The 25,978-nt window shown below is 63.6% G+C and carries 26 protein-coding genes; 15 read left to right on the top strand and 11 right to left on the bottom strand.

The window, feature by feature from the left end; translation table 11 throughout:
• Positions 1-146 precede the first annotated feature (146 nt).
• Together ACH2DW_RS11740 and ACH2DW_RS11735 are read left to right on the top strand one after the other, a co-directional pair.
• The gene (locus ACH2DW_RS11740; protein WP_394929937.1) at positions 147-395 is read left to right on the top strand and encodes a hypothetical protein; all 249 of its coding nucleotides are present in this window, start codon (positions 147-149) and stop codon (positions 393-395) included.
• A 45-nt stretch (positions 396-440) separates the two neighbouring features.
• Positions 441-947: a universal stress protein gene (locus ACH2DW_RS11735; RefSeq protein ID WP_394929936.1), complete on the top strand. Its 507-nt coding sequence runs from the start codon at positions 441-443 to the stop codon at positions 945-947.
• 8 nt (positions 948-955) lie between these two features.
• On the opposite strand, the gene ACH2DW_RS11730 is transcribed toward ACH2DW_RS11735, so the two are convergent.
• Together ACH2DW_RS11730 and yaaA are read right to left on the bottom strand one after the other, a co-directional pair.
• Positions 956-2,740: a M3 family oligoendopeptidase gene (locus ACH2DW_RS11730; protein WP_394929935.1), complete on the bottom strand. Its 1,785-nt coding sequence runs from the start codon at positions 2,738-2,740 to the stop codon at positions 956-958.
• On the bottom strand, positions 2,737-3,522 hold the full coding sequence (gene yaaA, locus ACH2DW_RS11725) for a peroxide stress protein YaaA (RefSeq protein ID WP_394929934.1): 786 nt from the start codon (positions 3,520-3,522) through the stop codon (positions 2,737-2,739). Before yaaA ends, ACH2DW_RS11730 begins: the two co-directional genes overlap by 4 nt.
• 45 nt (positions 3,523-3,567) lie before the next feature.
• On the opposite strand from yaaA, the gene ACH2DW_RS11720 reads away from it, so the two are divergent.
• The 5 genes from ACH2DW_RS11720 to ACH2DW_RS11700 all read left to right on the top strand — a co-directional run bounded on the left by ACH2DW_RS11720 (position 3,568) and on the right by ACH2DW_RS11700 (position 5,996).
• Complete coding sequence (locus ACH2DW_RS11720; protein ID WP_394929933.1) at positions 3,568-4,446, top strand: ketopantoate reductase family protein; 879 nt, start codon at positions 3,568-3,570, stop codon at positions 4,444-4,446.
• Positions 4,447-4,486: 40 nt separating this feature from the next.
• Complete coding sequence (locus tag ACH2DW_RS11715) at positions 4,487-4,987, top strand: glycine/sarcosine/betaine reductase selenoprotein B family protein (protein WP_394929932.1); 501 nt, start codon at positions 4,487-4,489, stop codon at positions 4,985-4,987.
• 24 nt (positions 4,988-5,011) lie between these two features.
• Positions 5,012-5,365, top strand: a complete 354-nt coding sequence (locus tag ACH2DW_RS11710; protein WP_394929931.1) for a hypothetical protein — start codon at positions 5,012-5,014, stop codon at positions 5,363-5,365.
• Between the two features lie 73 nt (positions 5,366-5,438).
• Positions 5,439-5,657 (top strand): amphi-Trp domain-containing protein, encoded by a 219-nt coding sequence (locus tag ACH2DW_RS11705; RefSeq protein ID WP_394929930.1) that lies wholly within the window; start codon positions 5,439-5,441, stop codon positions 5,655-5,657.
• A 141-nt stretch (positions 5,658-5,798) separates the two neighbouring features.
• Positions 5,799-5,996 (top strand): cold-shock protein, encoded by a 198-nt coding sequence (locus ACH2DW_RS11700; protein ID WP_394929929.1) that lies wholly within the window; start codon positions 5,799-5,801, stop codon positions 5,994-5,996.
• Positions 5,997-6,090: 94 nt separating this feature from the next.
• Here the strand turns inward: ACH2DW_RS11700 and ACH2DW_RS11695 are convergent, their stop codons facing one another.
• From ACH2DW_RS11695 to purL, 8 genes are all read right to left on the bottom strand, one after another.
• Positions 6,091-7,107, bottom strand: a complete 1,017-nt coding sequence (locus tag ACH2DW_RS11695) for a GerMN domain-containing protein (RefSeq protein WP_394929928.1) — start codon at positions 7,105-7,107, stop codon at positions 6,091-6,093.
• A gap of 100 nt (positions 7,108-7,207) precedes the next feature.
• Positions 7,208-8,713: an IMP dehydrogenase gene (guaB, locus tag ACH2DW_RS11690; RefSeq protein WP_394929927.1), complete on the bottom strand. Its 1,506-nt coding sequence runs from the start codon at positions 8,711-8,713 to the stop codon at positions 7,208-7,210.
• Between the two features lie 26 nt (positions 8,714-8,739).
• Positions 8,740-9,426, bottom strand: coding sequence for a phosphoribosylglycinamide formyltransferase (gene purN / locus ACH2DW_RS11685; RefSeq protein ID WP_394929926.1), 687 nt, complete (start codon positions 9,424-9,426; stop codon positions 8,740-8,742).
• Positions 9,423-11,627, bottom strand: a complete 2,205-nt coding sequence (gene purD, locus ACH2DW_RS11680; protein WP_394929925.1) for a phosphoribosylamine--glycine ligase — start codon at positions 11,625-11,627, stop codon at positions 9,423-9,425. The genes purN and purD overlap by 4 nt, the downstream gene beginning before the upstream one ends.
• Positions 11,627-13,051, bottom strand: a complete 1,425-nt coding sequence (purF, locus tag ACH2DW_RS11675) for an amidophosphoribosyltransferase (RefSeq protein WP_394929924.1) — start codon at positions 13,049-13,051, stop codon at positions 11,627-11,629. The genes purD and purF overlap by 1 nt, the downstream gene beginning before the upstream one ends.
• A gap of 83 nt (positions 13,052-13,134) precedes the next feature.
• Entirely contained in the window at positions 13,135-14,085 is a 951-nt protein-coding gene (locus ACH2DW_RS11670; protein WP_394929923.1) for a phosphoribosylaminoimidazolesuccinocarboxamide synthase, read from the bottom strand.
• A gap of 4 nt (positions 14,086-14,089) precedes the next feature.
• A complete protein-coding gene (locus tag ACH2DW_RS11665; RefSeq protein WP_394929922.1) occupies positions 14,090-14,833 on the bottom strand; it encodes a phosphoribosylformylglycinamidine synthase subunit PurQ in 744 nt (247 codons plus the stop codon).
• Positions 14,830-17,661, bottom strand: a complete 2,832-nt coding sequence (gene purL, locus ACH2DW_RS11660) for a phosphoribosylformylglycinamidine synthase subunit PurL (RefSeq protein WP_394929921.1) — start codon at positions 17,659-17,661, stop codon at positions 14,830-14,832. The genes ACH2DW_RS11665 and purL overlap by 4 nt, the downstream gene beginning before the upstream one ends.
• A gap of 187 nt (positions 17,662-17,848) precedes the next feature.
• Here purL and ACH2DW_RS11655 point away from each other — a divergent pair, with 187 nt between their 5' ends.
• From ACH2DW_RS11655 to ACH2DW_RS11640, 4 genes are read left to right on the top strand one after another with little or no spacing between them, the layout of a single operon-like run.
• A complete protein-coding gene (locus ACH2DW_RS11655) occupies positions 17,849-18,550 on the top strand; it encodes a histidine phosphatase family protein (protein WP_394929920.1) in 702 nt (233 codons plus the stop codon).
• A 21-nt stretch (positions 18,551-18,571) separates the two neighbouring features.
• Positions 18,572-19,918 (top strand): GMC family oxidoreductase, encoded by a 1,347-nt coding sequence (locus ACH2DW_RS11650; RefSeq protein WP_394929919.1) that lies wholly within the window; start codon positions 18,572-18,574, stop codon positions 19,916-19,918.
• Entirely contained in the window at positions 19,915-20,889 is a 975-nt protein-coding gene (locus ACH2DW_RS11645) for an MBL fold metallo-hydrolase (RefSeq protein WP_394929918.1), read from the top strand. Before ACH2DW_RS11650 ends, ACH2DW_RS11645 begins: the two co-directional genes overlap by 4 nt.
• Positions 20,886-22,133, top strand: a complete 1,248-nt coding sequence (locus ACH2DW_RS11640) for a lycopene cyclase family protein (protein ID WP_394929917.1) — start codon at positions 20,886-20,888, stop codon at positions 22,131-22,133. The genes ACH2DW_RS11645 and ACH2DW_RS11640 overlap by 4 nt, the downstream gene beginning before the upstream one ends.
• A 57-nt stretch (positions 22,134-22,190) precedes the next feature.
• On the opposite strand, the gene ACH2DW_RS11635 is transcribed toward ACH2DW_RS11640, so the two are convergent.
• Complete coding sequence (locus ACH2DW_RS11635; protein WP_394929916.1) at positions 22,191-22,934, bottom strand: SURF1 family protein; 744 nt, start codon at positions 22,932-22,934, stop codon at positions 22,191-22,193.
• A 41-nt stretch (positions 22,935-22,975) separates the two neighbouring features.
• Here ACH2DW_RS11635 and ACH2DW_RS11630 point away from each other — a divergent pair, with 41 nt between their 5' ends.
• The 4 genes from ACH2DW_RS11630 to ACH2DW_RS11615 all read left to right on the top strand — a co-directional run bounded on the left by ACH2DW_RS11630 (position 22,976) and on the right by ACH2DW_RS11615 (position 25,918).
• Positions 22,976-24,010, top strand: a complete 1,035-nt coding sequence (locus ACH2DW_RS11630) for a phosphotransferase family protein (RefSeq protein ID WP_394929915.1) — start codon at positions 22,976-22,978, stop codon at positions 24,008-24,010.
• A 10-nt stretch (positions 24,011-24,020) separates the two neighbouring features.
• Positions 24,021-24,521, top strand: a complete 501-nt coding sequence (locus ACH2DW_RS11625) for a DUF4262 domain-containing protein (protein ID WP_394929914.1) — start codon at positions 24,021-24,023, stop codon at positions 24,519-24,521.
• Positions 24,522-24,833: 312 nt separating this feature from the next.
• Positions 24,834-25,109: a hypothetical protein gene (locus ACH2DW_RS11620; protein ID WP_394929913.1), complete on the top strand. Its 276-nt coding sequence runs from the start codon at positions 24,834-24,836 to the stop codon at positions 25,107-25,109.
• Between the two features lie 29 nt (positions 25,110-25,138).
• A complete protein-coding gene (locus tag ACH2DW_RS11615) occupies positions 25,139-25,918 on the top strand; it encodes a DNA-formamidopyrimidine glycosylase family protein (RefSeq protein WP_394929912.1) in 780 nt (259 codons plus the stop codon).
• Positions 25,919-25,978 lie beyond the last annotated feature (60 nt).

Here is a 25,978-nt window from a genome sequence, read left to right as displayed (position 1 = left end):
GTCGACGATCATTGCGGTGATGGTGTGAACCGGCGGTCTCAAGAACGGTCCGGCAGGGTGCTCCATAGCGGCAGAGTCTGCCATTCAGGACGAAAGCCCCTTCAATCGTTTAGGGGAGAGCGAAACACCGACGCTTCGAATTTCGAGTGACCTACACCGGTGAGGATCCTCCGGACGGGGCGAAGTTCACGGGCCGCATTCCCGACATGCTCAGCGACGCGTTCGCTGACCTGAGCGGGCACAGCATCTTCATTGCCGGCAGCCCTGACTTCGTTGATGCGTCGGCCGAAGCGGCACGCCTGCTCGGCGCGACCAGCGAGCAGATCTTTGTCGAGCGCTACCACCCGCAGTCCCCGGCCGTGACAGCGTCGCCCGAGCGTTTGGCTCGTTCATGACGCTGTTGTGCGACACCACGGCGCGCGTGGCTTAGGGTCGCAGTCATGCATGTACTGGTCGCAACGGACGGCACCCTGGACACCACTCTGGCTGCCACGATGGTCGCGCGCCTCGCCGGCGAAACAGGACGAGTCACGGTCTTCACCGCCGTCGAGGTGCCGCGACAAATTCTGAGTGACCTGCGCAGTGCATCGTCGCCGGATGCTGATCCTGCAGATGCCGGTGTGGCCTACCGCCGAGAACAAGCTGGTGATGCCGCCGCTGGCCATTGGGTTGGCGACGATGCGTTCATTGCGCAATATGTCGACCGTGTCGTGGCGAGCCGCACAGCTGCACTTGTCGCTGAACTCAAAGCCGCTGGTGTTGACGTCATCGCCACTGGTGTTGAAGGCGAGAGCGCCGCGCGATCCGTGCTCGAAGCGGTGAGCGAGCACAAGCCGGACTTGTTGTGCGTCGGGACGCACGGCCTTGGACGTTTTGAAGGACTGCTCGGTTCATTGTCGACCAAGTTGGCGCGGCTTGCGCCCTGCCCGGTCCTGCTGCTGCGCTGAGTCGTCGGTCAGTTGATCCGACCGGCTGCCCGGGCCGCCTCTTCGGCTGCGTTCAGTTGGCCTTCCACGATCTTGATGCCATTGGCCCAAAAGTTTGGATCAGCGAGGTCGCAGCGGACGATCTTGCCGAGTTCTTCAGGGGACCGGCTCCCTCCAGCGCGAAGGAGGTCGAGGTATGCGGGAACGAACGCATCGCCCTCTTCGACATATCGGGCGTACACCGACAACGCGAGCAGCTGCCCGTACGCGTAGGCGTAGACGTAGCCAGGCGTCCCCATGAAGTGAGGAACGTAGCTCCACCAACTGCGGTACCCCTCGGTGACCTCGACCGAGTCGCCGAGCATGTCGTGTTGGCTCTGTGCCCAGAGCTCACCGAACTGCTCCACAGACAACTCGCCGTCGTTGCGCCGCGCCGTGTGGCACGAGTCTTCAAAGCGATTCATTGCCACCTGTCGGAAGACGGTGGCAATGGAATCTTCGAGCGTGCTGGCGAGGAGCGCGAAGCGTTCCGTCGGGTCGTCAAGGGTTGCAAGCAATCGACTGCTGGTGACGGTCTCGCCAAAGACTGATGCAGTTTCGGCAACAGTGAGCGGCGTCGACTGGTGGAAGATGCCTTGCTCGCGGGCGAGCTGAAAATGCGCTCCATGTCCGAGTTCGTGGGCGAGTGTTGCAACGTCGCGTGACGTGCCGGTCCAATTGAGGAACACGTACGGGTGGTGCGATGGGGTGACAGGCGCAGCGAACGCACCGCCGCGCTTTCCGGGTCGGACCGGGGCGTCGATCCACGGCTCGTCAAGGAAGCGCCCGACGACGTCGGCGAGTTCGGGCGAGAACGAGTTGTAGGCGTCGCGAACGATGCTCACGCCTTCATCCCAACCAAACTCTTGCTCGGTGTCGGCCACCGACGCCATGCGGTCGTAGTCGGCGAGCTTGTCGATTCCCAGGACTTGTGCTTTGAGCCGATACCAGCGCTGAGGGAGCGAGTAGTTGCTCACCACTGCCTCAATCAGGGCGTTGACCGATTCGTCGGAGGCCTCGTTGGCGAGGTTGCGGGATGAAATCCAGGTGTTGTAGCCGCGCTGGCGATCGCTGATCGACTTGTCGAGCAGCAGTGTGTTGAACACGTAGGCCCGTGTCCGGAGTCCTGGTGCAAGCCCCGCGGTCACGCCTTCGGCCGCCTGCTGACGGATGCTGCGGTCGGGGTGGGAGAGCAGCGAGAGGGCCTCCATCAGAGAGACTCCTGGCCCGCCGTGCTCGTCGGGGACATCGACCTCGATTGCCGAGGTCAACTCGTCAAACAGCCGAACCCAGGCAGCTCCGCCGACCTGTGCTTTGTCAGCCAGCACGGTTTCTTCGGCCTCGCTGAGCAGATGGGGCCGCTCGAGGCGGACCTGTTCGAGATGATGGCGGCAGAAGTCGAGGCGATTGTCACCGATGATGCCGGCGACATGCTCGTCATCTGCGGCTGCCCACTCGAGCTCGAAGAAGATCAGCATCGTGTTGATCTGTGTTGCGCGCTGCTGCGAGTGCGCCATCGCTGCGCCGCGAGCAGGATCACTGGTGTCGGTACTGAACGAGAGCATCGGGTGGTATCCCGCCCGAGCCAGCAGATCCATCACGGTCGCCATGGAGTGCATCGCGTCGGCCAGCTGGCCGGCGTCGAGTGTGCCAACACGCCCGCGGAGGTCTGCGAGTTCGGTGGCAGACGATTCGGCAGCGTCGAACAATTCGTCGATGGAACGACCATCGAGGATCGAGTCGATGTCCCAGGCAACGTTGGTGACGTCAGTCATGCGTTGTTCCTCCGAGTGAAGACCGGTTCGTCCGGGGTCGACTGTGCGGCGTCGAAGCGATATCCGTTGTTGTCGAATGCAGTGAGCGCCTTGGCGGTGGTGATCCGTTCCCTGACGATCCATCCGGCCATAGCGCCTCGTGCTTGTTTGGCGAAGAAGCTGACGATCTTGAAGTCGCCATCACCTTTCGCGTCGAGGAATCGTGGTGTGATGATCCGGCCGTCAAAGCGTTCGGGCTGGACGACCGAGAAATACTCGTTGGAGGCGAGGTTGACAAGCACCTTTGCTCCCGGCGATTCGGCGAGCGCTGCATTGAGCTGGTCGGTGACTTCATCGCCCCAGTAGCTGTAGAGGTCGCCACCGTTGTCGTGCGTGAGTTTGGATCCCATCTCGAGCCGGTACGGCTGAATGAGGTCGAGTGGCCGCAGCACGCCGTGGAGGCCGGACAGGATGCGCAGCACCTTCTGGGAATGCGTGAAGTCGCGCTCGCTGAACGAGCAAGCCGCGTCGAGGCCGGTGTACGTGTCGCCGTCGAATGCCAGGACGGCGGGGCGAGCGTTGTCTGGAGTGAATGGTGTCGTCCAGTCTTGGAAACGTTCGTGGTTGAGGTCCGCGAGCGATGCCGAGATTGACATCATCTTCGACAGCTGGTCCGGAGATTTCTCGGCCATCAGGCCGACGAGTTCTTCGGAGCGGTCGATGAGGATGGGCTGGCTGTGCTTCGACGTCGGCAATGGCGACTCGAAGTCCAGCGCCTTGGCGGGTGAGACCACGATCAACATGCCTCTGGTCTATCTGAACTCGGGCGGCCGTGGGACACTCAGGTGATGAGTGGACCATCAATCACGCTGATCGGGCCGGGAGCAATTGGAGCTGCGCTGGCCGCAGGCCTGGTCGAAACCGGTCATGACCCGACGCTGGTCACGCGTACCCCGTTCGACCGGCTGCGTGTCGAGTGGCCTCTCGGGTCGATCGACGTCGAGGTGAACTGCGTGGCCACGGTGGAGGCCATCGAGCCAGCTGATGTGGTGATCGTCGCCACCAAGGCAACGCAGAATGCTGCTGTTCTTGAGCATGTGCGCGCCGCAGTTCGTCCCGACTCAGTCCTGCTGATCGCACAGAACGGCGTCGATCACCTCGATCGGTTCGCCGTCGAGTCCGACATCGTTCCTGCCATCGTGATGCTGCCGTCTGAACGCACTGCGCCCGGCCAGGCGCAGGTCGGTTCGCCGTCTCGACTTGTGATCCCAGATGGACCAGCCTCAGCCACGGTGCAGTCGATCTTCGAGGGCTCCTTCATCGATGTCGAATTGACCGCAGATTGGACATCGGTGGCCTGGCTCAAGCTGATGATGAATGCGGCGGTCGGCGGAATTGGCGTCCTGACTGGACGCGGATCAGACGTCTTTCGCGACAGCGACGCCTTGAGTCTGCTGGAGGCATTGATGGAAGAAGTGGCGACGGTGGGCCGTGCCGAGGGTGCGGTACTTCCTGACGAATTGCCGTCCCAACTCCGGCGGTATCAGGAAAAGAACGCTGGCGGGCACACCACGTCGATCGTGGTCGATCGGCTCGCCGGACAATCCACCGAATGGCGCGAGCGCAATCAGGTTGTGGTCGACGCGGCCAGCAGACACGGCATCGACGTTCCACTGAATACGACGGTTGCGACGTTGATGCGCTTGGGCGAGCCGCGGCCAGCCTGAACTCGCTCGGCTTGGCCGTGGGTTTGTTACGTTCGGGACCATGAGCGTCGACAGCTACGCATTTCTTCCACGAGCATTTCGAGCGATGTACGAAGTTGCTCCGCAGCTCGATCATGAGCCCGTGTGGGCCGAATTCGACAAGCCACTTGAGGAAGCGACCATTGGTCTGCTCTCGAGCGCGGGGATCTTCGTCGAGGGTGAGCAAGCAGGTTTCGATGTCGAACGTGAGCGCCGAGAACCAACGTGGGGTGACCCAACGCTGCGAGCCATCCGATCCGACGTCACGCAGGCCGACATCGGCGCGACGCATCTCCACATTCGGACCGATGACCTGCTTGCCGATGTTGATGTTGCGCTGCCGATCAATCGGCTCAATGAGTTGGCCGCGGAGGGCTGGATCGGCGCATCAGCGAAGGAGCACTTCTCCGTCATGGGGTTCCAGGCCGAGGGTGCCGAGGTGTGGCGCACCACGACCGGTCCGGAGATAGCGGCGCGCTGTCACGCCGCCGAGATCGATGCGCTGATCCTTGCGCCCGCTTGACCGGATTGCTGCAAGAACGTGCCCGTGTTGGCACGGATCATCGAAGCTGCAGGTATCCCCACCGTCACCGTCACGATGATGCCGATCATGTCGGACAAGTATCGCTCGTCACGGATTCTGGGAGTCGAGTATCCGTTCGGTCACTCCTTCGGTGCTGCCGGTGACCACGAATTGCAGCGCCGGACGCTGTGGGCTGCGCTCCAATTGTTGGTCGCAGCGCCCCGGCCGGGAGGTCGCCTTGACCTCTCCGAGCAGTGGCCGGGCGACGCGCGCGAGGCCTACAAGAGTTGGCAACCCGACGAGCCGAGTCCAATCGTTCTGCACAGTATGGAGATGATCCGCCAGGCCCAAGCGGCAGCAAAGCAGGCGTCAGACTGACGCCCAGCGTGTTCTCGCCGGTTCTGACCTTCAGCCCTGTCGGATTCTGGCCAGACGTGGAGAGAATGAGGGCATGAAACTGCTCGAATTCTCCAGAGAGTCCAAGATGCGCCGCGAGGCGGTCGCCGAACAACTTCGTCGTCTCGCCGACCAGCTTGAGCGGCACAATGATCTCGAATTCAATCTTGAGGGCATCCGATACACGGTCGACGTGCCTGATCAGGTGACGCTTGAAGTCGAACTTGAGCTTGGCGACGGTGGCAACGAACTTGAGATCGAGATCAAGTGGTGAACGGTCCGGAGTGACTCGGTTCCCTCGAAACGGAGCCCAAGAGTGACTCTCCGTGCGCGAGGAACCACGTAAGGCCTCCCATCGGCCGTATGATCTCTGCAGAGCACGTCAGTAGGGCGTGTTCGAAGCGAAAGAGAACCAATGCAAGGCACCGTGAAATTTTTCAACAGCGAGAAGGGCTTCGGCTTCATCTCACGCGAGGGTGGGGAGGACGTGTTCGTCCATCACTCCAACATCTCCGGAGAGGGCTACAAGTCCCTCGACGAGGGTCAGAGCGTCGAATTCGACATCGGCCAAGGCCGTAAGGGCGACGAAGCTCAGAACGTCCGAGCACTCTGAACACCACGCTTTAAACCTCGCCGTCGGCCTGCAAGGGTCGGCGGCGTTGTGCGTTTTCGGGTGCCACGGCGCTCCGCGTGTCCGAGTGGGACCGTTACCGTTCGGGCAAGACGATTGGGACCTCGACAACATTGACAGGGGCGCCGTCACGTGGGGAGTCTTCCCACATGATGATGGCGCCGGGTCCGGGTTGGTAGTCCGACGGGAAGTCCGATACATCGACGGCCACCTCGAAGGTGCCCCAGGTCCCGTTGCCGCCGGTCGCTGTCGTGAAGCCCTCGGTCATGAGCTCGCCGTCGTTGTCGCCGCTCGTGATGGCGTATCGGACTGTCGCTTCGAACGTGTTCGATTCTCCTCGAACCACCAGCGGGTTGGTGACCTCAGCGCCAGGGGACGGCTGCTCGATCATGATGCTGGCCCGAACCTCCGCGAAACTGTCACGGGTCAGCCCTTGACCGACCACGAAACCGTGCGACAGGATTGGGTCGACCGCCGTGCCCTCGATGTGGAACTTCACCCGGTCAATTTCGTCGAACTGGGTGATGGTGAAGACGACCTGAGCCAGCCGAATCGTCTCGTCCAGCGAGCCACTCGAGCTCGCGAATTCTGTCGATAGGTCAACGGTTGCGGTCGCTCCGTCGCGGGCGATTCCGAGCACCTTCGTGCCGGGTGGAATGCTGGTCGTCATTCCGATTGTCCGCTCATCGGCGTTCAATCCGTTGAACAGCATCTCCAGGCTGTTGCGGACGGGGACGTCGGCGGTGACCTCACGTGTCCCCGCCCCCAGACGTTCCGGGGAGCCAGCCGAAGGGTTCAGGACAGTCCAGCCCCAGTAGACGTTCGCTGAGGTCGTCGTGGGCGGCAGGGGAGTCGTCGCGGTCGCCTCGGTGGTCGTCGTGGCCGGCAGGGGAGTCGTCGCGGTCGCCTCGGTGGTCGTCGTGGGGTCAATGGTGCTGGTGCTGGTGGTGCTCTCCGGTTCCTCGCTGGGCACCGAAGTCGTTGATCCCGTCCCAACTTCGGCAGCGCCACCGCATGAGACACCAAGACACCCCAGCCCGAACGCGACAGTGCCGACGATGACGAGACTCTTCTGCGGCCATCTGGCGGGCATCGTGCACCTCCTGATATCAGCGTCGCGCCAACGCTGTCGCTGGCCCAGGGTCGAACGTCACTGGGTCACATCGTCAGATCGGAGGACTGATGGCAGGCGATTAGGTGCGCTGGTAGTTCGGGGCTTCCTTAGTAATCGTCACGTCGTGCGGGTGGCTCTCTTGGCGGCCAGCGGTGGTGACCCGCATCATCTTGGCGCTGCGCAGCTGCGCCAGCGTCGCCGCCCCTGCATAGCCCATGCCTGAGCGGAGGCCACCGACCAGCTGGTAGGCAACGTCACCGAGCGGGCCGGAGAACGGGACGCGACCCTCAATGCCTTCGGGCACGAGCTTCTGGCTCGCTGCACCGACTGCACTCTTCGAACTGGAGGACTGGCCGGTGGCATAACGGTCCTGGCTGTCGCCCGTCATGGCGCCCATCGAGCCCATGCCGCGGTAACTCTTGTATCGGCGGCCCTCGAACAGCTCCATCTCGCCCGGGCTCTCCTCAACTCCTGCAAGCAGGGATCCGAGCATGACCGTTTCAGCACCAGCAGTGATCGCCTTCACGATGTCGCCGGAGAACGTGATGCCGCCGTCGCCGATGATCGGGATGCCCATCTCCTTGGCGCGTTTTGAGGCGAAGTAGATCGCCGAGAGCTGAGGCATTCCCGCGCCGGATACGACACGAGTCGTACAGATCGAGCCTGCACCCACGCCGACCTTGACCGCATCGGCGCCGGCCTTGGCCAACGCCTCCACACCGTCTTCGGTCACCACGTTGCCGGCGGTGACGGCAAGTTCGGGCCAGGAACCCTTCACCCGCTCAATGGTCTTGATTACGTTTGCCGAGTGCCCGTGCGCCGTGTCGATCGACACCGCATCGACTCCCATCGACACCAACGCGTCGACGCGCTCTTCGACATCGGCGCCCACACCGATTGCCGCAGCGCAGCGGAGACGTCCCTTGCCATCGCGAGAAGCGTTCGGGAAATCCAACCGCTTCTGGATGTCCTTCACGGTGATGAGGCCGGCCAGACAACCGACGCCGTCGACGAGCGGCAGCTTCTCGATGCGATGTTCCTGCAACAGCAACTTTGCCTCATCGAGCGACGTACCGACGGCGGCGGTGACTAAGCGGTCAGAGGTCATGAAGTCGATCACTGGCCGGTCAAAGTCGGTCCCTTCACAGAACCGGATGTCACGGTTGGTCAGAATCCCAACGAGGTGACCCTCGTCGTCGGTGATTGGCACACCACTGAACTTGAACCGGTTCATCAAGGCCTCGGCCTCATGCAGCAGCGCAGTCGGTGGGAGCGTGACCGGGTCGGTGATCATGCCCGATTGGCTGCGCTTGACCTTCTGCACTTCAGACGCCTGGTCAGCGATCGACATGTTGCGATGGATCACGCCGATGCCGCCGTAGCGGGCCATGGCGATGGCCATCCGGCCCTCGGTCACCTTGTCCATGGCTGCAGATACAAGTGGTACGGCCAGTTCGATGTCGCCGGCAAATGTCGCGGTCGTATCGACCTCGTCGGGCAAGGTTTCGGAAAACCCAGGGATGACGACGACGTCGTCGAACGTCAGCGCCTCAAATCGGTCGAAGAGATCGTCGTTGATACTCATGGTTGATCCTCTGATAGATGTTGATGTCAGGTCAAGGGGGGAGTGGGCGCTGCTGTTTCCAGTGTGACAGCACGGTGCAAATCGTCAATGTCGGTGAAGCGGCGCGAGCACAGGTTCGCCATGACGCCGACGAGGAGGCGGTGCTCGATGGCATGCACCGCGGTTTCGAATTCTTCGATGGAGCGAGTCGTGTCGATCGGTACCGCCTCGGTGGCGAGTAGTGGGCCGTCGTCGACGCCTTCGTCGGGAACGAAGTGAACCATCACGCCCGACTCGGTTCGAGTACCCGCAACCGCTTCGTCCCAGGCACGCTCGATCGCGCGCAGCCCAGGCAACTCGCCTGGCTGAGCTGGGTGCAGGTTGACCACTCGACCGGGAAACCAGCCCAAGAAGCTCATCGTGAGAATTCGCAGCCAGCCAGCCAGCACGATGAAGTCGGGATCGAACCCGGCGACCAACTCGGTGAGCCGGGCGTCGTAGTCCGGCCGATCCTCACCCGAACGCATGCCAATATGAACAGCGGGTACACCTGCGGCGTCGGCGCGCTGCAGTGCGAACACGTCGGCCTTGTTTGACACCACCGCAACCACCCGGCCATTGATCCGGCCGTCAGCACACGCGTCGAGGATGGCCTGCAGGTTGGATCCGTTGCCGGACACCATGACCACCAACCGCTGTTCGCGAACAGAACGTTCCGGCTGCTCGCCAATCATGACAACACCACTCTTTCGTTCGTCGAGCCCGGCGTTCGGTCGGTCAGTTCGCCAATGACCCACGTGGTCTCGCCGATCGATGCTTGCACTACGGCTGTCTGGTCAGGAGCGCAGACGACAACCATGCCGACTCCCATGTTGAGGGTCCGGTACAACTCGACGGTGTCCATCTGGGGTGTCAGCTCGCGGACGAGCTGGAAGAGGGGTGGCACGGGCCAGGAACCCAACGTGATGTTTGCATCGACATTGTCGGGCAGCACCCGCGGCAGGTTCTCGGGGAGCCCGCCGCCTGTGATGTGTGCCAATGCCTTGACGGCGCCCGTCTCGAACGTCGGTGTCAGGAGATCGAGATACGAGCGGTGAGGTTCGAGCAGGGTCTCGCCGAGAGGACGGTCGAAGCCGTCGGGCACCACATCCATCGGGGCCCACTCAAAGATCTTGCGCAACATCGAATAGCCATTCGTATGCGGCCCACTCGATGCAATGCCGATGAGAACGTCCCCTGCGGCAACATCGTCTCGCGGGAGCAACTCGGACCGCTCGGCGACCCCGATCAGTGTGCCGGCGATATCGAACGAGCCGGGCTGATAGACGCCCGGCATCTCGGCGGTCTCGCCCCCGAGCAATGCACACCCAGCGGCTTTGCAGGCGTCAGCCATCCCACCGACAACCTCGGCCACCAGGTCGGCGTCGAGGACGCTCGCCGCGATGTAGTCCAGAAAGAACAGCGGCCGGGCCGACTGCACCAGGACGTCGTCAATGCAGTGGTTGACGATGTCCATGCCGACGCCGCGGACCATGCCCAAGCGCGCGGCCAACTCGACCTTGGTGCCCACACCGTCGGTGGAGGCCACCAGCACAGGCTGATCCATTGCCTGAATACCCGCAGCGGAAAACACGCCGCCGAAGCTGCCGACGCCCTTGAGGACGCCCTCACCGGGTGTGTCGTGAGTGGCTTCGACGGCGGCCTTCATCTCGTCAACGGCGCGTGTGCCCTCGTCGATGTCGACGCCGGCCGCGGCATAGCTGGCAAGGCCCGCACCGGGCGCCCGCCACGCAATGTCGCGTCGCACCTGCATGCCGTCGAACGTGATCCTTGCCATCCGGCCGTAGGCCCGATCGCGAGCCGCGCCCAGATCGGCTCCCAGCCCGGTGACGGCCAAGACGCGACCTCCCGATGTCTTTCCATCGGCGTCGACTCCCGCATCAAAACGATAGGTGCCCTCAACGTCGCCGCGATCAATGATCGAGTGTCCAGTGCCAGGGTCGTCTGGATAGCCCGGCGATGCCGCAACAACGGTGACCGCTGACTGGGTCGAAATTCGCAGTGGCACACTACCCACGTCGCCTTGCGTGCAGGCGAGCGCCAATTCAGCAAGGTCGGTCTCGAGGAGAGGCAACACCGTTTGAGCCTCAGGGTCGCCGAAGCGCACGTTGTACTCAATGAGGCGCGGACCGTCGGGGGTGAGCATGAGTCCCGCGAAGATCACGCCCACGTAGGGGGTGCCCTTGGCAGCGAAGTGGTCGAGTACTGGTTGCACGAACTCGGCGATCAGTTCATCACCACTGAACGGAACCGGTGCGGGCGCATAGGCGCCCATGCCGCCGGTGTTGGGTCCGGTGTCGCCCTCGCCAATGCGTTTGTGGTCCTGTGCCAAGGGCAGCGCAACAGCAGCCGTGCCGTCACACAGCGCGAGCAGTGAACACTCGGGCCCGCGCAATCGCTCCTCCAGCAGGAAAGGTCCGGTTGACGCAGCATCGGCAATGGCCTGCCGCGTCTCGGTATCGCTGTCGGGAACTGCAACGCCCTTACCGGCAGCCAAACCATCGAGTTTGACGACGACGGGCGCATCCAACTCGGCCCACCAGGCGAGCGCAGCGTCCTCTCGATCGTTGCCCTCGAACCGAGCAAAGGCTGGGCCGGCAATACCCAGTTCGGTTGCCAGGTCGCGAGCGAATCCCTTTGAGGCTTCCAACTGCGCCAGTTCGGCTGTCGGTCCAAACGACGGGATGCCTCGCTCAGTTGCGAGATCAGTCATGCCCGCAACCAGCGCGGCTTCCGGGCCGGGAATCACCAGATCGGTGTCATTTGTGCTTGCGTCGTCGAGACCCGAGGCCAACCGAACGTCATGCCCATGTTGTCGACAGGCCCAGGCAATCGCCTGCTCGCGGCCGCCGCCGCCAATCACCAAGACGCGCATCAGGCGATCACTCCCTCGAACGCCAGCTTGGCCTGCGCATCACCGACAGCCAGCGGGTAGTCGCCCGTGAAGCATGCGTTACAGTACCCCTCGCCGGACTCGGTGTCGTTGACGGCTCGCATCATCCCTTCGAGCGACAGGAAGGCAAGGCTGTCGGCACCGATGTGCTCTTGAATCTCAGCGACCGAGAGCCGTGCGGCCATCAGGTCGTTGTCGTGGCCCATGTCGACTCCGAAGTGGCAGGCATGCTTGATCGGCGGACACGTGATGCGCACATGCACTTCGCTCGCCCCCGCATCTCGAACCAACTTCACGAGCGGACCGGCGGTCGTGCCACGGACGAGTGAATCGTCGATCATGATCACCCGCTTCCCCTTGAGGTTTTCGCTCAACGCATTGAACTTCAGCGCGACACCGCGTTCACGGATGTCTTGCGTGGGTTCGATGAACGTGCGGCCGATGTACCGATTCTTGATCAGCCCATCGTTGAACGGCAGTCCACTCTCCCGCGCGAAGCCGATCGCGGCAGGAATCGACGAGTCGGGTACGGGAATGACGACATCGGCATCGACCATCGATTCCCTCGCCAACTCGATACCCAGCCGCTGCCGCGCGTGGTGCACGCTCTTGCCATCCCACACAGAGTCGGGACGCGAGAAGTAGACGAACTCGAACGTGCAGCGCGCACCTTTGGGTTGGGGCGCCAGCACCTGCGTCCGCTCGATCTCGCTGCCGCGCAACGTGACCATCTCGCCAGGTTTGACCTCGTCGATGTCCACGCAGCCCAGCGTTGACAGTGCACACGTCTCGCTCGCGACGGCATGGCCGCCATGAGGGAGGCGTCCGACGCTCAGCGGACGGAAACCCCATGGGTCGCGCACGGCAATGACCTGGTCGGCCGCCAAAATCACCAGGGAGTACGCGCCTTTCCAGGCAGGCAAAGTTCGCTCGATCCGCTCCTGCCAAGTCTGCCCGCCGGCAGCAGCGAGCATCAGCGTGAAGACCTCGGTATCGCTGGTGGCCGTCAGGCCGAACCCCTTGTTCAGTAACTCGTCACGCAACGCCGTTGCGTTGACCAGGTTGCCGTTGTGGGCCACCGACAGCGGCCCGTGCATGGTCTCGACGAGGAACGGCTGGATGTTGCGCTCGGCATTTGACCCCGTGGTGCTGTAGCGGGTGTGCCCGATGGCGTGGTAGCCGGTCAAGGGTGCGAGCGCCTCGGGCGTGAACACCGTGGAGACGAGACCCGCTTCTTTGTGCAACCGCGACCGTTTGCCGTCGCTCACGGCAATACCTGCGGCCTCCTGTCCTCGATGCTGCAACGCAAACAGCCCGAAGAACGCCAGCTGCGCAACGCCCTCTCCGTGCGGCGTCGACAGACCGAGGACGCCGCACTCGTCGCGTGGCTTGTCGCTGATCCGCACCGGCGTTTCCGTTGTTTGCGTACCCAGGAGGTGTCGTCCGCGACCCGTAACGGGTGCGCAAACTGATGTGTGGGGTGTTGTGCTCATGCAGGAATCTCCAGTGCGCTGACTGCGTCGATGATGCGTTGTTCGGCGGGATAAGTGGCCCGTTCGAAGGTGAGCCCCGTGAGGCGCTCGTAGGTCTCGATGTAGCGAGCGCTCGTCTGCTCCCACACCTCGGCGGGCAGCTCAGGGACGTCGCCCTCGCCGGTGTAGCCGACGTCTGCCAGGGCCCGGCGGACGACTTCTTTGTCGAGGCTCTGCGGCTCCCGCCCGGCGGCCAACTGCTCCTCGTACGTGTCTGCGACCCAGTATCGCGAGGAGTCGGGCGTGTGTACCTCGTCGATCAGCATCACGGCGCCAGTTGCGTCGAGGCCGAACTCGTACTTCGTGTCGGCCAAAATGAGCCCGCCAGCAGCGGCTCGTTCGCGGCCACGTTCGAATACCGCAAGTGCAGCGGCGCCAACCTGATCCCACACATCAGGATCGACGTGGCCGTCGGCAACAACGTCCTGAATGGCCAGCGGCACATCGTGCTCGCCGAAGTCGCCCTTGGTGGTGGGCGTGATGATGGGCTCGGGCAATGCGGTGTTCTTGGCCAAACCATCGGGGAACTGATGGCCGTAGATGCTGCGCGCACCAGCCGAGTACTGCGTCCACAATGCCGTGTCGGTGACTCCACTGATGTGTCCACGGACGACGACCTCAACGCTGAGTGGAGCGGCCTCGCGGGCAACAAGGACGTTTGGGTCGGGCAGCGACACGACATGATTCGGCACGATGTCGGCGGTTTGCTCGAACCACCAGGCCGCCAGTTGGTTCAACACCTGGCCCTTGTAGGGCACCCGGGCGATGATCCGATCGAAGGCAGACAACCGGTCCGTGGTGACGAAGAGCCGCTGCCCCGAGCCGAACGCGTACGAAACGCGCACCTTGCCGAGCCGGCGATCATGGAGTGGTAACTCGATGCTGTCGAACGGCTCGGGGAGTGTCACGTGCTCAGAGTCCCTTGGCGTGTCGCACGCCATTCTCGAACAATCGGAGACCCAGACTGGATGGCTCACCAGCACCCAGCGTCTTCACCGCCGCACTGCGTCCGTGGTGCGGATGTTGGCGCGCCACAATGTGATTCTCAGGGTGCGGCATGAGGCCGAGTACCACGCCGCTCGAATCGCAGACGCCAGCGATGTCGGCAACCGAGCCGTTGGGATTGGTGCTGCGATATCGCAGCGCAACCTGCCCAGCAGCGGCGAGAGAATCAGGGTCGGGGTGCACGTAGCGGCCCTCGCCATGGGCGATGGGGCAGTGGATCGGGTCCTCGATTCCCGAGGTCCACACCGACTTGCTCTTGACCTCGGTCTCCAACACGACCCACCGGCAGTCGAAACGGCCCTGCGCGTTGTGTCCGAGAGCGCCGGGCAACAACTTGGTCCGCGTCAGCACCTGAAAGCCGTTGCAGATGCCGATCAGTGGCCGGCCGCGTGCGACAAAGTCGCGCAGTTCATCGCCCAACCCCATCATCAAGTCGAGCGCCAGCATGCGACCAGCACCCAACGAATCGGCGTGACTAAACCCTCCGGCGACGACGGCCAGTCGGTAGTCGCCCAACAGCCGCGGTCGCTCGACCAACTCGCTCGCCAAAACGATCTTTGCGTCGGCGCCTGCCAACTCAAGCGCTTGGCGGACGTCACCATCACGATTGGTGCCGGGCCCGGCGATGACGACGGCGGGAACCTGGCTCATGACGTCGCCTGCAGTCCGTTGTGGGTGGCGTAGGCCTCATGGTTGAAGGCATCAGCCAGATCGGAGACCAAAATTGGTTCGACTCCGGGCAACGACAACATGCCGGACTCGCTGACCTCGCCGATTTGAAGACACTCGTCGTCCATGATCCGCTTGAACGCTGCCACGCTGCGCGGCTCGATCTCGACGACCAAGCGACCCAGCGACTCGCTGAACAGCGACGTCGATAGATCGTCGTGCGGTAACACGTCGATGGTGGCGCCGAGGCGCCCGGCCAGGCACATCTCGCCGAGGGCGACGGCGAGTCCGCCTTCGCTCACGTCGTGGCAAGCCGCGACCAGTCCGGCCTGCATGGCGGCGTGCAGATGGCGATACCGATTGGGAGCATCGGGGTCCGGAGCTGGAGCGGCGCCGGCCACCGGGGGAGCGCCCAGCACCTTGTCGAGGTGAGATCCGGCGAACTCGGAATCAGTCGACCCCAAGAGCATCAGCACATTGCCGGCCTCGGCCAGGTCAGGGGTAACGCACCGATTGGCGTCAGGTACATGTGCGACCGCAGTAATGACGAGCGTCGGCGGCACGGCGTGACGCTCGCCGTCGTTGCCGATGTACTCATTGTTCAGGCTGTCTTTACCCGATACGAACGGAGCGTTGTACATGTAGGCCGCAGCGCAACATCCCTCGACCGCAGCGGCCAGCTCGCCCAGAGTGCTGGGACGACGCGGGTCACCCCAAGAGAAGTTGTCGAGCAGTGCCACCATGTCAGGGTCAGCCCCGACGGCCACCACGTTGCGAATTGCCTCGTCAACAACGGCGTAGGCCATCGCCTCAGGGTCGTGGATGCCGTACCACGGGTTGACGCCGATGCCGATCGCGATGCCGTGCTCAGCCAGCGGTTCGGCCAGGACCACACCATCGGCAGGCCCATCACCAGCCGCGCCAATGAGCGGACGCACCACGGTTGACCCCAAGATTTCGTGGTCGTAGCGATGAATCGTGCCTGCCTTGCTCGCGATGTTGGGATGTGACATCAGCGCGATCAGCGCGGCTTTCGGATCGGCCACCTTCCGGCCGACCGATGGCGATCGATCAGGCTCGGGCAAGACGGCATTCATCCGTCGCTGTGGACGACCGTCGTGCAAAAACGCCGTGTCGATCTCAGCTACCGGCGTGCCGCCTGATCGCACTGTCAGAACGCCATCACCGGTGAACGCCCCGATGTCGGCCACGCCAACACCCACGCGCTTGCAGCGATTGAGAATGGCACTCACGTTCCGCGATGGCACCGAGATGACCATGCGCTCCTGCGCCTCGCTCAGCCAGACTTCCCAGGGCTCGAGGCCAGGGTATTTCCGCGGCACGAGATCCAGCTCCACGTCGGCGCCGATGCCCTCTGCCATCTCGCCCACCGCAGAGGACAGACCGCCGGCTCCGCAGTCGGTGATCGACGAATACAAGTCTTCCGCACCGATCAACGCGTCGATCAGCAGCTTCTCGATGATCGGATCGCCGATCTGCACACTCGCGCCTGCGACCTCGCCAGTAGTTGCATCCATTGTCGCCGACGAGAACGTCGCACCTCGAATGCCGTCGCGGCCGGTTGCGCCGCCGAGTACCAGCACCCGATCGCCAGCGTGGGGTCCTTCATGCAGAGGGCGCGCCGGAGACGTACCGATGCAGCCGGCAAAAACCAGTGGATTCGTGGTGTATGCAGGGTCGTACAAGATTGCGCCGGCCACGGTGGGCAGCCCGATCTTGTTGCCATAGTCAGCAACACCGTCGATCACGCCCTCGCGGATTCGGCGCGGATGCAGCGAGCCGTCCGGGAGATCGCTCAGCGGCAGGTCGGCCGGCCCGAAACACAAGATGTCGGTGATCGCGATGGGCTTATGTGCAATACCCAGCACGTCGCGAATCACGCCGCCGACACCGGTGTTGGCTCCACCGAACGGTTCGACTGCAGACGGATGATTGTGCGTCTCGGCTTTGAGCGCAATGGTGATGCCTTTGCGAAACTCGACGATGCCGGCATTGCCGACAAAGGCAGAGCGCACGAACGGCGCATCGATGGTCTCGGTGCAGAGCCGCAATTGCCGCATCAGCGGCTCGATGACCTGCTCGCCCTCGGGCCCGCCCGTCGCGTCAATCGCGGCCCGGAAGGTTTTGTGGGCGCAGTGTTCGCTCCAGGTCTGGCCTAACGTCTCCAACTCGAGATCTGTGGGATCGCGATCCAATCCAGTGAAGTGATCACGAATGACCACCATCTCCTCCGGGTCGAGGTAGAGCGCCCGCTCGACGTTGATCTCGGCCAGTCGCGTCTCGTCGGCTCCGCGAATCGGAATGATCGTGGCCGTCGAACGAATATCTTCGCCACCGGGGTGTGCGGGTTCGATCGTGCCCCACGCCCATCGTTCGATGATCGTGTTCGCCACAACGCGCTCGATGATGTCGTCGGCCACATCGTCAGCGAGGCCCTCGTCGAAGCGAATGCGCAGACCTGTCGCGGCTGCCTCGATGTCAATACCCAAGGTGCCGCAGGCGTGCCGCACGGCATCGGCGCCGCTGTCGGTGACGCCGGGTTGCAGGGTGATCTCGACCGCATGGCTCGTCGGAAGCTCCCAGTTGCCACGCTGAAGCAGCGGGTCGACGAGCACACTGTGGAGCCGATCGAGTTGTGCCGAATCGAGGTCTCCGTCGACGAACACGATGTCGGCAATGGCGACCTCGCCGATGTTGCCGAAACCAAGATCACTCGCGCCTCGCTCGATTGCCGCGGCGCGCGGATCGGCCTCGATCGGATGAAGGGTGAGACGGTGCCTGGGGGCCACCGGCGCGACTGTAGGGAACCCCATACGACACCAGTGAAATTTGTACAAAAGGTTTGCGGGCTCGATGCCGGCGAAGAATCTTCGCACGAGCAGCCAGTTGGCCCGACACTGTCGGGGCCAAGACGAATGAGCGACACACAAATGAGCGGAGTGCCGCGTTGGGGCAGATCACTGCGATGATGGAGCGATGACAGACGGAGCGACACGGGTGGTGCTGATCAGGCACGGAGAGTCTCAGGTCACCGTCGACCGCGTCATCGGCGGCCACCGCACCTGCAGCGGCCTTTCCGACCTCGGACGACAGCAAGCAGCGCGTCTCCACGACCGTCTCGCCGACACGCACGAACTTGACGGTGCGGTGCTGATCAGCAGCAACTTCGACCGAGCGATCGAGACTGCCCAGGTCATTGGCCCCGCCATCGCAGGCGCGGACCTCCTGATCGACCCCGGATTCGGTGAACACGATCCCGGACCCGAACTCGACGGCATGACATTCGCTGCCTACGTCGACCGGTTTGGATCCCCGGACTGGGGCGGCGACCCCCATCACGAGGTCTTCCCGGGCGGTGGCGAAACCATTGCCCGATTCCACCTGCGGGTCGGATCAACCCTGTCGAAAACGCTCGCGACGCACCCTGGGCGGACGATCGCAATCTCCTGCCATGGTGGTGTTGTCGATGCCATCTTCCGTCAACTCCTGCGTACAGCGCCCACCGGAGCGTTCGACCTCTGGACGTCGAACACGTCCCTGACCGAGTTCGTGCCCTCGCAGCGCGCTGCCGAATCAGCGACCGACTCGAAGTGGCGCCTCGTCCGGTACAACGACGCCGCACATCTTGCAGGCCTCCCACCAGCCACAAACCCTCCCGCTCAACGTCGCGACGACTGAGCGTCGCTGGACCGGAACGTCATGACCTCGCAGCGACCCGCTCGACACTGGATCATCGTCGGTGCAGGTTCAGCCGGGTGCGTGCTCGCCAACAGGATGTCAGCGGACCCCGATTGTCGCGTGACGCTCCTCGACGATGGCCCCGACTTGCGGCAGGATGCGATTCCGGCAGCGGTCGATGGACCCAACTTTCTTGACGCCCTGAACGAGCCGGGCCGAACCCACGCTGATCTGCTCGCCAAGCGCACCACCGACGCTGAAGCGAGTCCGTACCCGAGGGGCCGAGGTTTGGGAGGATCGAGCGCAGTCAACGCCATGGTTGCGCTGCGCGGCAGCGAACAGCAATACCGCGACTGGGGATGGAGCGATGCTCACCGCGCCTGGGATCGGGTGCAGATCCCGGCCGAGGCGGCTGCCGAAGCGGAACTCGGCGTCGTCGATCGAGCACTGATTGCGGCGGCACCACGAACCGAACGGGCGCGGCTGACGCGCCGGGCGGGCCGTCGGATCACATCGGCAGAGGCCTACCTCTGGCCGGTGCTCGACCGACCGAATCTTGTGGTGCGGCCGAACACAGCCGCCGATCGTCTTCGCATCTCAGGCCGCCGAGTCACGGGTGTGCACCTTGTCGACGGCACCTCGATCGACGCGGACCATGTCGTTGTCGCGGCCGGTGCAATCCACACACCTGCGATCCTGCTCCGCTCCGGGCTGGATACACCGGGCATTGGACAAGGCCTCCAAGATCACCCGGCGGCTCCGCTGACGTTGTTGCTGCGCGGTGGCGTCGACAACCGCCCGGGCGGCCTGGTCATCGGCACGCTCTTGCATCAGCACATCGGTGAGGATCTCGTACAGCTCCTCCCGATGAATCACATCGGTCGGCTGCCCGGCGCGGAACGTCTCGCACTGTTCATGCCGGCGCTGATGACTCCGTCAGGTGCCGAGGGCACCGTCACGATCGACAACGAGGGTCAGCCGCTCGTCGACTTCGCACTCTTGAGCGATGCTGACGACCGTGCAGCGCTCGGCGCAGCGGTCAGGCTTGCGCTGGATGTCTTGTCGCAACCATCGTTCACGGACATCGTCGAAACGGTCTACATCGACGAGCATGGCACGACGGCGGACGCGCTGGCCGACGACACGACCCTCCAAACGTGGCTCCGCAGCCGGGCAGGCGACTACGTCCATGCATCGAGCAGCTGTGCGATGGGCGTCGTCGTCGATGATCACTTCAGCGTGGTGGGCTACGAGGGATTGTCGATCTGTGACGCGTCGATCTTTCCCAACATCCCAGATGCAAACACGCACCTTCCCGTGACTATGGCCGCTGAACGCTTCTGTATGCGTGAAACAATGTCGGCATGACTTCGGACTTCAGTCTCGGCCTACACGAACTTGGCGATCAGTGTTTCGCATATCTGCAACCGGACGGCAGTTGGGGCTGGAGCAACGCCGGTCTCGTGGTCGGCGATGGGCAGTCGCTGCTTGTGGACACCCTCTTCGATCTCAATCTCACCCGCGCCATGCTCGACGCAATGGCCGCGCACACCGCTGCGGCGCCCGTGGACTCGCTGGTCAATACCCACGCGAACGGTGACCACTGCTACGGAAACAGCGAGGTGCGCGTCCGATGGTCCAAGGTCGACATCGTGGCATCCGCAGCCTGTGCCGAAGAGATGCCGCACACGCCGCCGTCGATGCTGCACGCGCTCAACCAGGCGCCAGGCGAAGTCGGCGATCTGTTTCGCAGCTTCTTCGGCGAATTTGACTTTGACGGAATCGAACTTGAGCTGCCGACAACGACGTTCAGTGGCCGTCATGCCCTTGATGTGGGGGGACGTCGCGTCGATCTGATCGAGGTGGGTCCGGCGCACACGGACGGCGACGTCTTGGTCCACGTGCCCGATGCCAAGACCGTCTACACCGGCGACATTCTCTTCATCGGCGGCACGCCCATCGTGTGGGCTGGCCCCCTGAGCAATTGGGTCGCCGCATGCGACCTCATGCTCGAGATGGACGTGGACACCGTGGTGCCGGGCCACGGCCCACTCACCGACAAGGCCGGCGTGCGCGAGGTACGCGACTACCTCGCATTTGTCGACACCGAGGCCGCCGGTCGGCAGGCAGCAGGCATTGACGCCTTTGACGCGGCGCGAGATATTGGCGCGGCCCTTGCGGCCGACGAACGATTCAGCAGCTGGGGTGAGTTCGGACGGATCGCAGTGAACGTCGACACCGTGTACCGCTCGCTCGACCCACAGCACACCACGCCTGACGTGGTCGAGCAGTTCCGTCGGATGGCTGAACTTGAATCGGCCACGCCCGGCCACCCGTGACACCGTCATCGTCGAGCAACGCCGGACGCTTTCACGACGTCGTCATCATCGGCGACGGACCAGCGGGCAGTGCCCTTGCCCAAGCCTGTGTCGTGCGTGGCCTCGACGTCGTCCTCATCGGTGGTGACGCCGATTGGTCGGCGACATACGGAGCGTGGCTCGATGAGGTTGACCGCCTCTCGATCCTGACCGACCTCGACGTCACGGCAGGTACGCCGCTCGACGTCTGGGCTTGGACTGATCGGCGCCACGAATTACACCGCCCGTACACGCTCCTCGACAACGCCGCGCTGCGCTCAGCGCTTCGCCGCGATGTGCCGACGATGGCAGCGAAGGTGCTCAGCGTTGCGTCCGGGAGTGACCGTCACCGAGTCATCCTCGACACCGACGAGGAGCTCACCGCTCGTCTCGTGATCGATGCCACAGGATGGCCGGCTGCCTTTGCCAACCGAACCCACGGCGACGGGCTGCCGTTCTGGCAAACCGCTTTCGGTGTCGTGCTTGCTAATCCGCCGGTTGGCGACCTCGGTCAGCCGACACTGATGGACTTCCGTGAGCCCCCACGCACACCGGCTGCACAGCGGCGCGGGCGCACGCCCGCAACGTTTGCGTACAGCCTGCCGGTGGCCGACGGGTGGCTCGTCGAAGAAACAGTGCTTGCGGCGCGACCCGCGGTGGAACCGGTCGCACTGCTGCCACTGCTCGCAGCGCGACTCCACCTGGAACCGGACGACATGCTCGACCGCGCCGTACGTACGGAGTACGTCCGGATCCCGATGGGCGCATCGCATCCTCAACGAGATCAGGCAGTTGTCGCATTCGGCGCAGCCGCGGGCTACGTCAATCCGACATCCGGTTACTCCGTGGTCCACTCGATGCAGATGGCGCCAACGGTCGCCGTGGCGATCGCCGAGTCACTCAGCGCCCGCCCTGGGACTCACGTGGCTGACTCGGCCCTGGTGTGGAACGTCGTGTGGCCGATTGCGCATCGCCGGACACGACTGCTGCACGACTACGGCCTTGACATGTTGGGTCAGCTCGACGGAGCCGCCGTCCGAGAGTTCTTCGCAACGTTTTTCGACCTGCCACTGCAGACCTGGTCGACATACATGCGCGCTGATTCCTCGCCGACTGACGTGGGCCGCGTGATGGCGCAACTCTTCCGAGCCGCTCCCTGGTCAACCCGACGTCGACTGCTCCGCGGTCATCCCGCTGACTTCCTCCGTCTTGCCCGCCCTTCCTGATCCGACCCGGCGTACCGAGGCGACACACGACGCGGTCGGGGGAGTGGGCCAGGGCGGTCAGGGGTTCGGAGCGCGCGTCCGGAGCGAGCGGCGGATAGCCAACACCCAGCCCGCTGCAACACAGGCAGAAAAAATGAACCACTGGAACGCGTACGACAGATGGTTGCCTTCGCCCAGTACTGGGGTGTCGAGCAATGCCGGATCTGCCGGGCCGGCGGCGGGTTCTGACGAGACCAACTCGACGTAGAGCGGTACGAGGTCGCCGCCAAACTGCGGCGCGAGGCGTTCGAGATCCACGCGTCGGGTCTGTGCGATCACCTCGGTATCCGCATCGCTCAATTCGCCACGCTGGCGAACCTCGGACGGGCGCAGCCGTCCTTCAATCGTGACCGCCACCGCCGGCGGAGATGGGGCTTGCCCCTCCACGGGAATCGCCCCACGATTGACGATGAGGACGCGACCGTCATCGATGACGAGTGGGGTCAGCACATTGTCCACCGCACGCCCACCCTGCGACCGGTTGAACAGCACCACCTGGTCGGGGAGATACGTGCCGGACGCCGTCACCCGGCGATTGGCGACCACGTCGGGATCGAGATCGTCGGCGAGCAACGATTCGAGTGGAACCGGCGCCTGCTCGATGCGTTCGATGAACTCGGCGTTGGCGTCGCGACGCTGGTCGAGACGCTGCAGCTGCCACATGCCCGCGAAGATCATGCCGACAACTGCGCAAGCGCAGAGCAGGTGAAAGCCGAGCCACTTGGGCCGGAGGAGGAAGCCGAACTTCGACGCCGCTGCCATCGCTGATGGACGGTATCGGGTCCTTTGTTACTGTCCGCCCAATGGGCCCTGATGACATCAACAACGAACGGATGTCTGAGTTGATGGGCGCCGACGTCACGCTCGTCACCACGAGCCGTATCGGTGACGGCCTCGTTGGCTTGAACCTGCGGGTCGGCCTCGAGTGTGCTGATCCAGCGGTGCCGTCTTCGGTGGTGATCAAGTTGCCATCACTCGATGAGACGAGCCGTGCCACCGGCATGGCACTTCGCAACTACGAGCGCGAGGTGAAGTTCTATCTCGGTGTCGCAGACACGGTCGACATCCGCGTCCCGCACTGCCACCACGGTGAATGGCACGAATCGTCTGGCGATTTCATCCTCGTACTCGAAGACATGGCGCCAGCGGAACAGGGCAATCAAGTCACCGGTTGCAGCCCGGAGATGGCGGTCGCCGCCGTGGAAGAACTCGCCAAACTGCACGCGCCGCGATGGGACGACCCGACGCTCAACGATCTGGACTGGCTGGGTGGAAGATCGACACCCGAGGACATCGCCGCTGTGGTCGGGCTCTGGGCGATGTTCTTGCCCAGCTTCCTTGAGACGTACACGCACCATCTGGATGCGCCGCAGCTGGACATGCTCAATGCCTTCGGCGAGCGCATCGAAGGGTGGATGAACGGTCGTAACGGTCCGAAGACCGTCACCCACGGCGACTATCGACTCGACAACCTGCTTTTCGGCGACGGAACCGCAGCACCCCGGGTGACAGCAGTCGACTGGCAGACACCCGGCCACGGTTCACCGGTCGTTGACCTCTCCTACTTTTGCGGCGCTGGTCTCGTTCCCGAGGAGCGCCGAACTCACGACCGCGCGTTGGTGCGCAGCTATGTCTCAGCGTTGGGTATCGGGGGCGTCGATGCCGACGAGGCCTGGGTCTGGGAGCAGTACCGCCGAGAGACATTCGCAGGTGTCGTGATGGCGGTCATTGCTTCGCAAGTGGTGGGTGAGAGCGAACGCAGCGAGGCAATGTTTGCAGCCATGGCCACCCGCCACCTCCAACATGCCATCGACCTTGATTCGTTGGCCCTGACCTGATGGGCATTTGATGAACGACACGCCGATGGAGCTTCCCGACTTCCACATTCCACACGCTGAGAAGATCGAATGGATGATCGAGACCAACGGCTGGGCACTCGAACCAGTCGAGGCGCGTCCGGACACCGATCCGCCGACCCCTGCCTACGCGTACTCGATTGGCATGTCCGACGCGGTTGCCTTCCCCGACGTCGCCGTCTTCGGTCTCACGCCCGTCGCGGCCAACGGCCTCGTCACGCTAGTTGCAGATGCTTGTCGTGGCGGCACCGAAATCCCGCTCGGTGTGGAACTCGTCGGGCTACTCGACAACGAACTGCGCTGCTACTTCGCGTCGATAGATCTCGGCACACATGGCCACCTCTTTTCGACGGCGGCTTCGTGGTACCGCGGTGCGCCGTTCTCGATGGTGCAGTTGATCTATCCCGACCGCAACGGCTTCATGCCGTACGAGGCTGGCTACGAGCAGCGGATGCGGCTCGCCCAACCCGTGGTGGGTGAAATCACAGCCTGATCGATATCGACGCTCACCCGCGGAACGCGTCCGCAAATGTTCCGGGGCTCGGGCAAGCGGCCACTGATACGTTCGCGATGTGATGCTGTATCGAGTTGCGATTCCCGCCATGGGCGTGTGGTTGCTCATTTCACCTTCCGCAGCGACAACGTCTTCACCGATCGGTTCCGCCGTGAACTGGCCGATAAGGCGACGGTTGGTGACACGCGTGGATTGCGGCAGCGGTTCGAAGTGGAGCGCTAGCTCGAACACCACGGCACGAAAATCGCGAACCGCTTCGATGCCAATAGCTCTCTCAGCATCGGCGAGGCCATGGATCTCCACGATGTCGCTCGCGGTCGTGGCAGCCGTGAGCGCGCAATGGCGCCGGTCACGGGGCCGACGATGACTGTCGGCATCTGGAGCGACATGCTCTACCCCGCAGATCGGCAACGCCAGATTGCCGAGATTCTCCGCACCCGTGACGTGCCGATGGACTCCGTCGAAATTGACTCTCCGCAGGGACATGACGCATTTCTGATCAACAGCGATCAGCTGGCTGAGCTGATCGAGCAACTGCTCTCAACGGCTGCCAAGGCGAGCTTGTGACCGCCCGGACGTCGACGGCGGCCTGATCCGTGCCTGAGGGACTCGAAGCGGAAATCTGGCGGAGCGCACTCGATGCACTGGTCGGAAGGACGATCACCGATGTCTGGATCGACGACCGCGTTGCTGATCCTGGGCTCGCGGTCGTCTTGCCGGGTTCACCGGTGGAGCGAATCGAGCGCTGCGGCAAAGTGATCCGAATCCACACGCCAGATCATGTTCTCGGCCTCCATTTCGGGATGACCGGTCGGGTCATCGTCGACGGAGTGGCGCCGATCGAGTCGCTCGAGTACGCCTCAGACAAGGATCGGCCAGCGTGGGATCGCCTCCGGCTTGGGACCGCTGGTGCGACTGGAACCGACATCCCCGCGCTCCGCGTGAACGACCCGCGCCGTCTGGGTCGATCGTCGCTTGACGCCGATCTTGACCATCTTGGAGTCGACATCTTGAGCGTCGATGCCGACCTTCTTGCGGTAGCGCTCGACGGTCGGCGCGCCGCCATTAAAACGGTGTTGCTCGACCAGACCGTGGTCGCCGGCCTGGGCAACCTGTGTGCCGACGAAGTGTTGTGGTGGTCAGGTGTGGCGCCACAGCGCAGCGTTGACTCGCTCACCGAACCGGAGGTTGACTCCATCGCGTCCGCAATTGCCGTGCGGCTGCCCATCATGCTCAGGCGTGGAGGGTCGACGATGGGCGAGCTGGACCCGACCAGACGGCAAGCGCTCGGCTCGTGTCCGCGCGACCTGGCGCCGCTGCAACGGGCGACGATCGGTGGGCGAACAGCTGTGTGGTGCCCTGGCCATCAACAGTGACGAGGCAGTGACGAGGCAGTGACGAGGCAGTGACGAGGCAGTGATGGGGCCGAGACCGCA

It is taken from the genome of uncultured Ilumatobacter sp., assembly GCF_963980585.1.
Lineage (GTDB): Bacteria > Actinomycetota > Acidimicrobiia > Acidimicrobiales > Ilumatobacteraceae > Ilumatobacter_A.
The sequence above is the reverse complement of the archived record's forward strand: the minus strand, read 5'-3'. Positions and strand labels throughout refer to the sequence as shown.

Excerpts from the sequence above, each read along its gene's own strand:
- ACH2DW_RS11735 (WP_394929936.1), top strand. The coding sequence starts at position 441 with ATGCATGTACTGGTCGCAACGGACGGCACCCTGGACACCACTCTGGCT.
- ACH2DW_RS11730 (WP_394929935.1), bottom strand. The coding sequence starts at position 2,740 with ATGACTGACGTCACCAACGTTGCCTGGGACATCGACTCGATCCTCGAT.
- yaaA (WP_394929934.1), bottom strand. The coding sequence starts at position 3,522 with ATGTTGATCGTGGTCTCACCCGCCAAGGCGCTGGACTTCGAGTCGCCA.
- ACH2DW_RS11720 (WP_394929933.1), top strand. The coding sequence starts at position 3,568 with ATGAGTGGACCATCAATCACGCTGATCGGGCCGGGAGCAATTGGAGCT.
- ACH2DW_RS11715 (WP_394929932.1), top strand. The coding sequence starts at position 4,487 with ATGAGCGTCGACAGCTACGCATTTCTTCCACGAGCATTTCGAGCGATG.
- ACH2DW_RS11705 (WP_394929930.1), top strand. The coding sequence starts at position 5,439 with ATGAAACTGCTCGAATTCTCCAGAGAGTCCAAGATGCGCCGCGAGGCG.
- ACH2DW_RS11700 (WP_394929929.1), top strand. The coding sequence starts at position 5,799 with ATGCAAGGCACCGTGAAATTTTTCAACAGCGAGAAGGGCTTCGGCTTC.
- ACH2DW_RS11695 (WP_394929928.1), bottom strand. The coding sequence starts at position 7,107 with ATGCCCGCCAGATGGCCGCAGAAGAGTCTCGTCATCGTCGGCACTGTC.
- guaB (WP_394929927.1), bottom strand. The coding sequence starts at position 8,713 with ATGAGTATCAACGACGATCTCTTCGACCGATTTGAGGCGCTGACGTTC.
- purN (WP_394929926.1), bottom strand. The coding sequence starts at position 9,426 with ATGATTGGCGAGCAGCCGGAACGTTCTGTTCGCGAACAGCGGTTGGTG.
- purD (WP_394929925.1), bottom strand. The coding sequence starts at position 11,627 with ATGCGCGTCTTGGTGATTGGCGGCGGCGGCCGCGAGCAGGCGATTGCC.
- ACH2DW_RS11665 (WP_394929922.1), bottom strand. The coding sequence starts at position 14,833 with ATGAGCCAGGTTCCCGCCGTCGTCATCGCCGGGCCCGGCACCAATCGT.
- ACH2DW_RS11655 (WP_394929920.1), top strand. The coding sequence starts at position 17,849 with ATGACAGACGGAGCGACACGGGTGGTGCTGATCAGGCACGGAGAGTCT.
- ACH2DW_RS11650 (WP_394929919.1), top strand. The coding sequence starts at position 18,572 with ATGACCTCGCAGCGACCCGCTCGACACTGGATCATCGTCGGTGCAGGT.
- ACH2DW_RS11645 (WP_394929918.1), top strand. The coding sequence starts at position 19,915 with ATGACTTCGGACTTCAGTCTCGGCCTACACGAACTTGGCGATCAGTGT.
- ACH2DW_RS11635 (WP_394929916.1), bottom strand. The coding sequence starts at position 22,934 with ATGGCAGCGGCGTCGAAGTTCGGCTTCCTCCTCCGGCCCAAGTGGCTC.
- ACH2DW_RS11630 (WP_394929915.1), top strand. The coding sequence starts at position 22,976 with ATGGGCCCTGATGACATCAACAACGAACGGATGTCTGAGTTGATGGGC.
- ACH2DW_RS11625 (WP_394929914.1), top strand. The coding sequence starts at position 24,021 with ATGAACGACACGCCGATGGAGCTTCCCGACTTCCACATTCCACACGCT.
- ACH2DW_RS11620 (WP_394929913.1), top strand. The coding sequence starts at position 24,834 with ATGGATCTCCACGATGTCGCTCGCGGTCGTGGCAGCCGTGAGCGCGCA.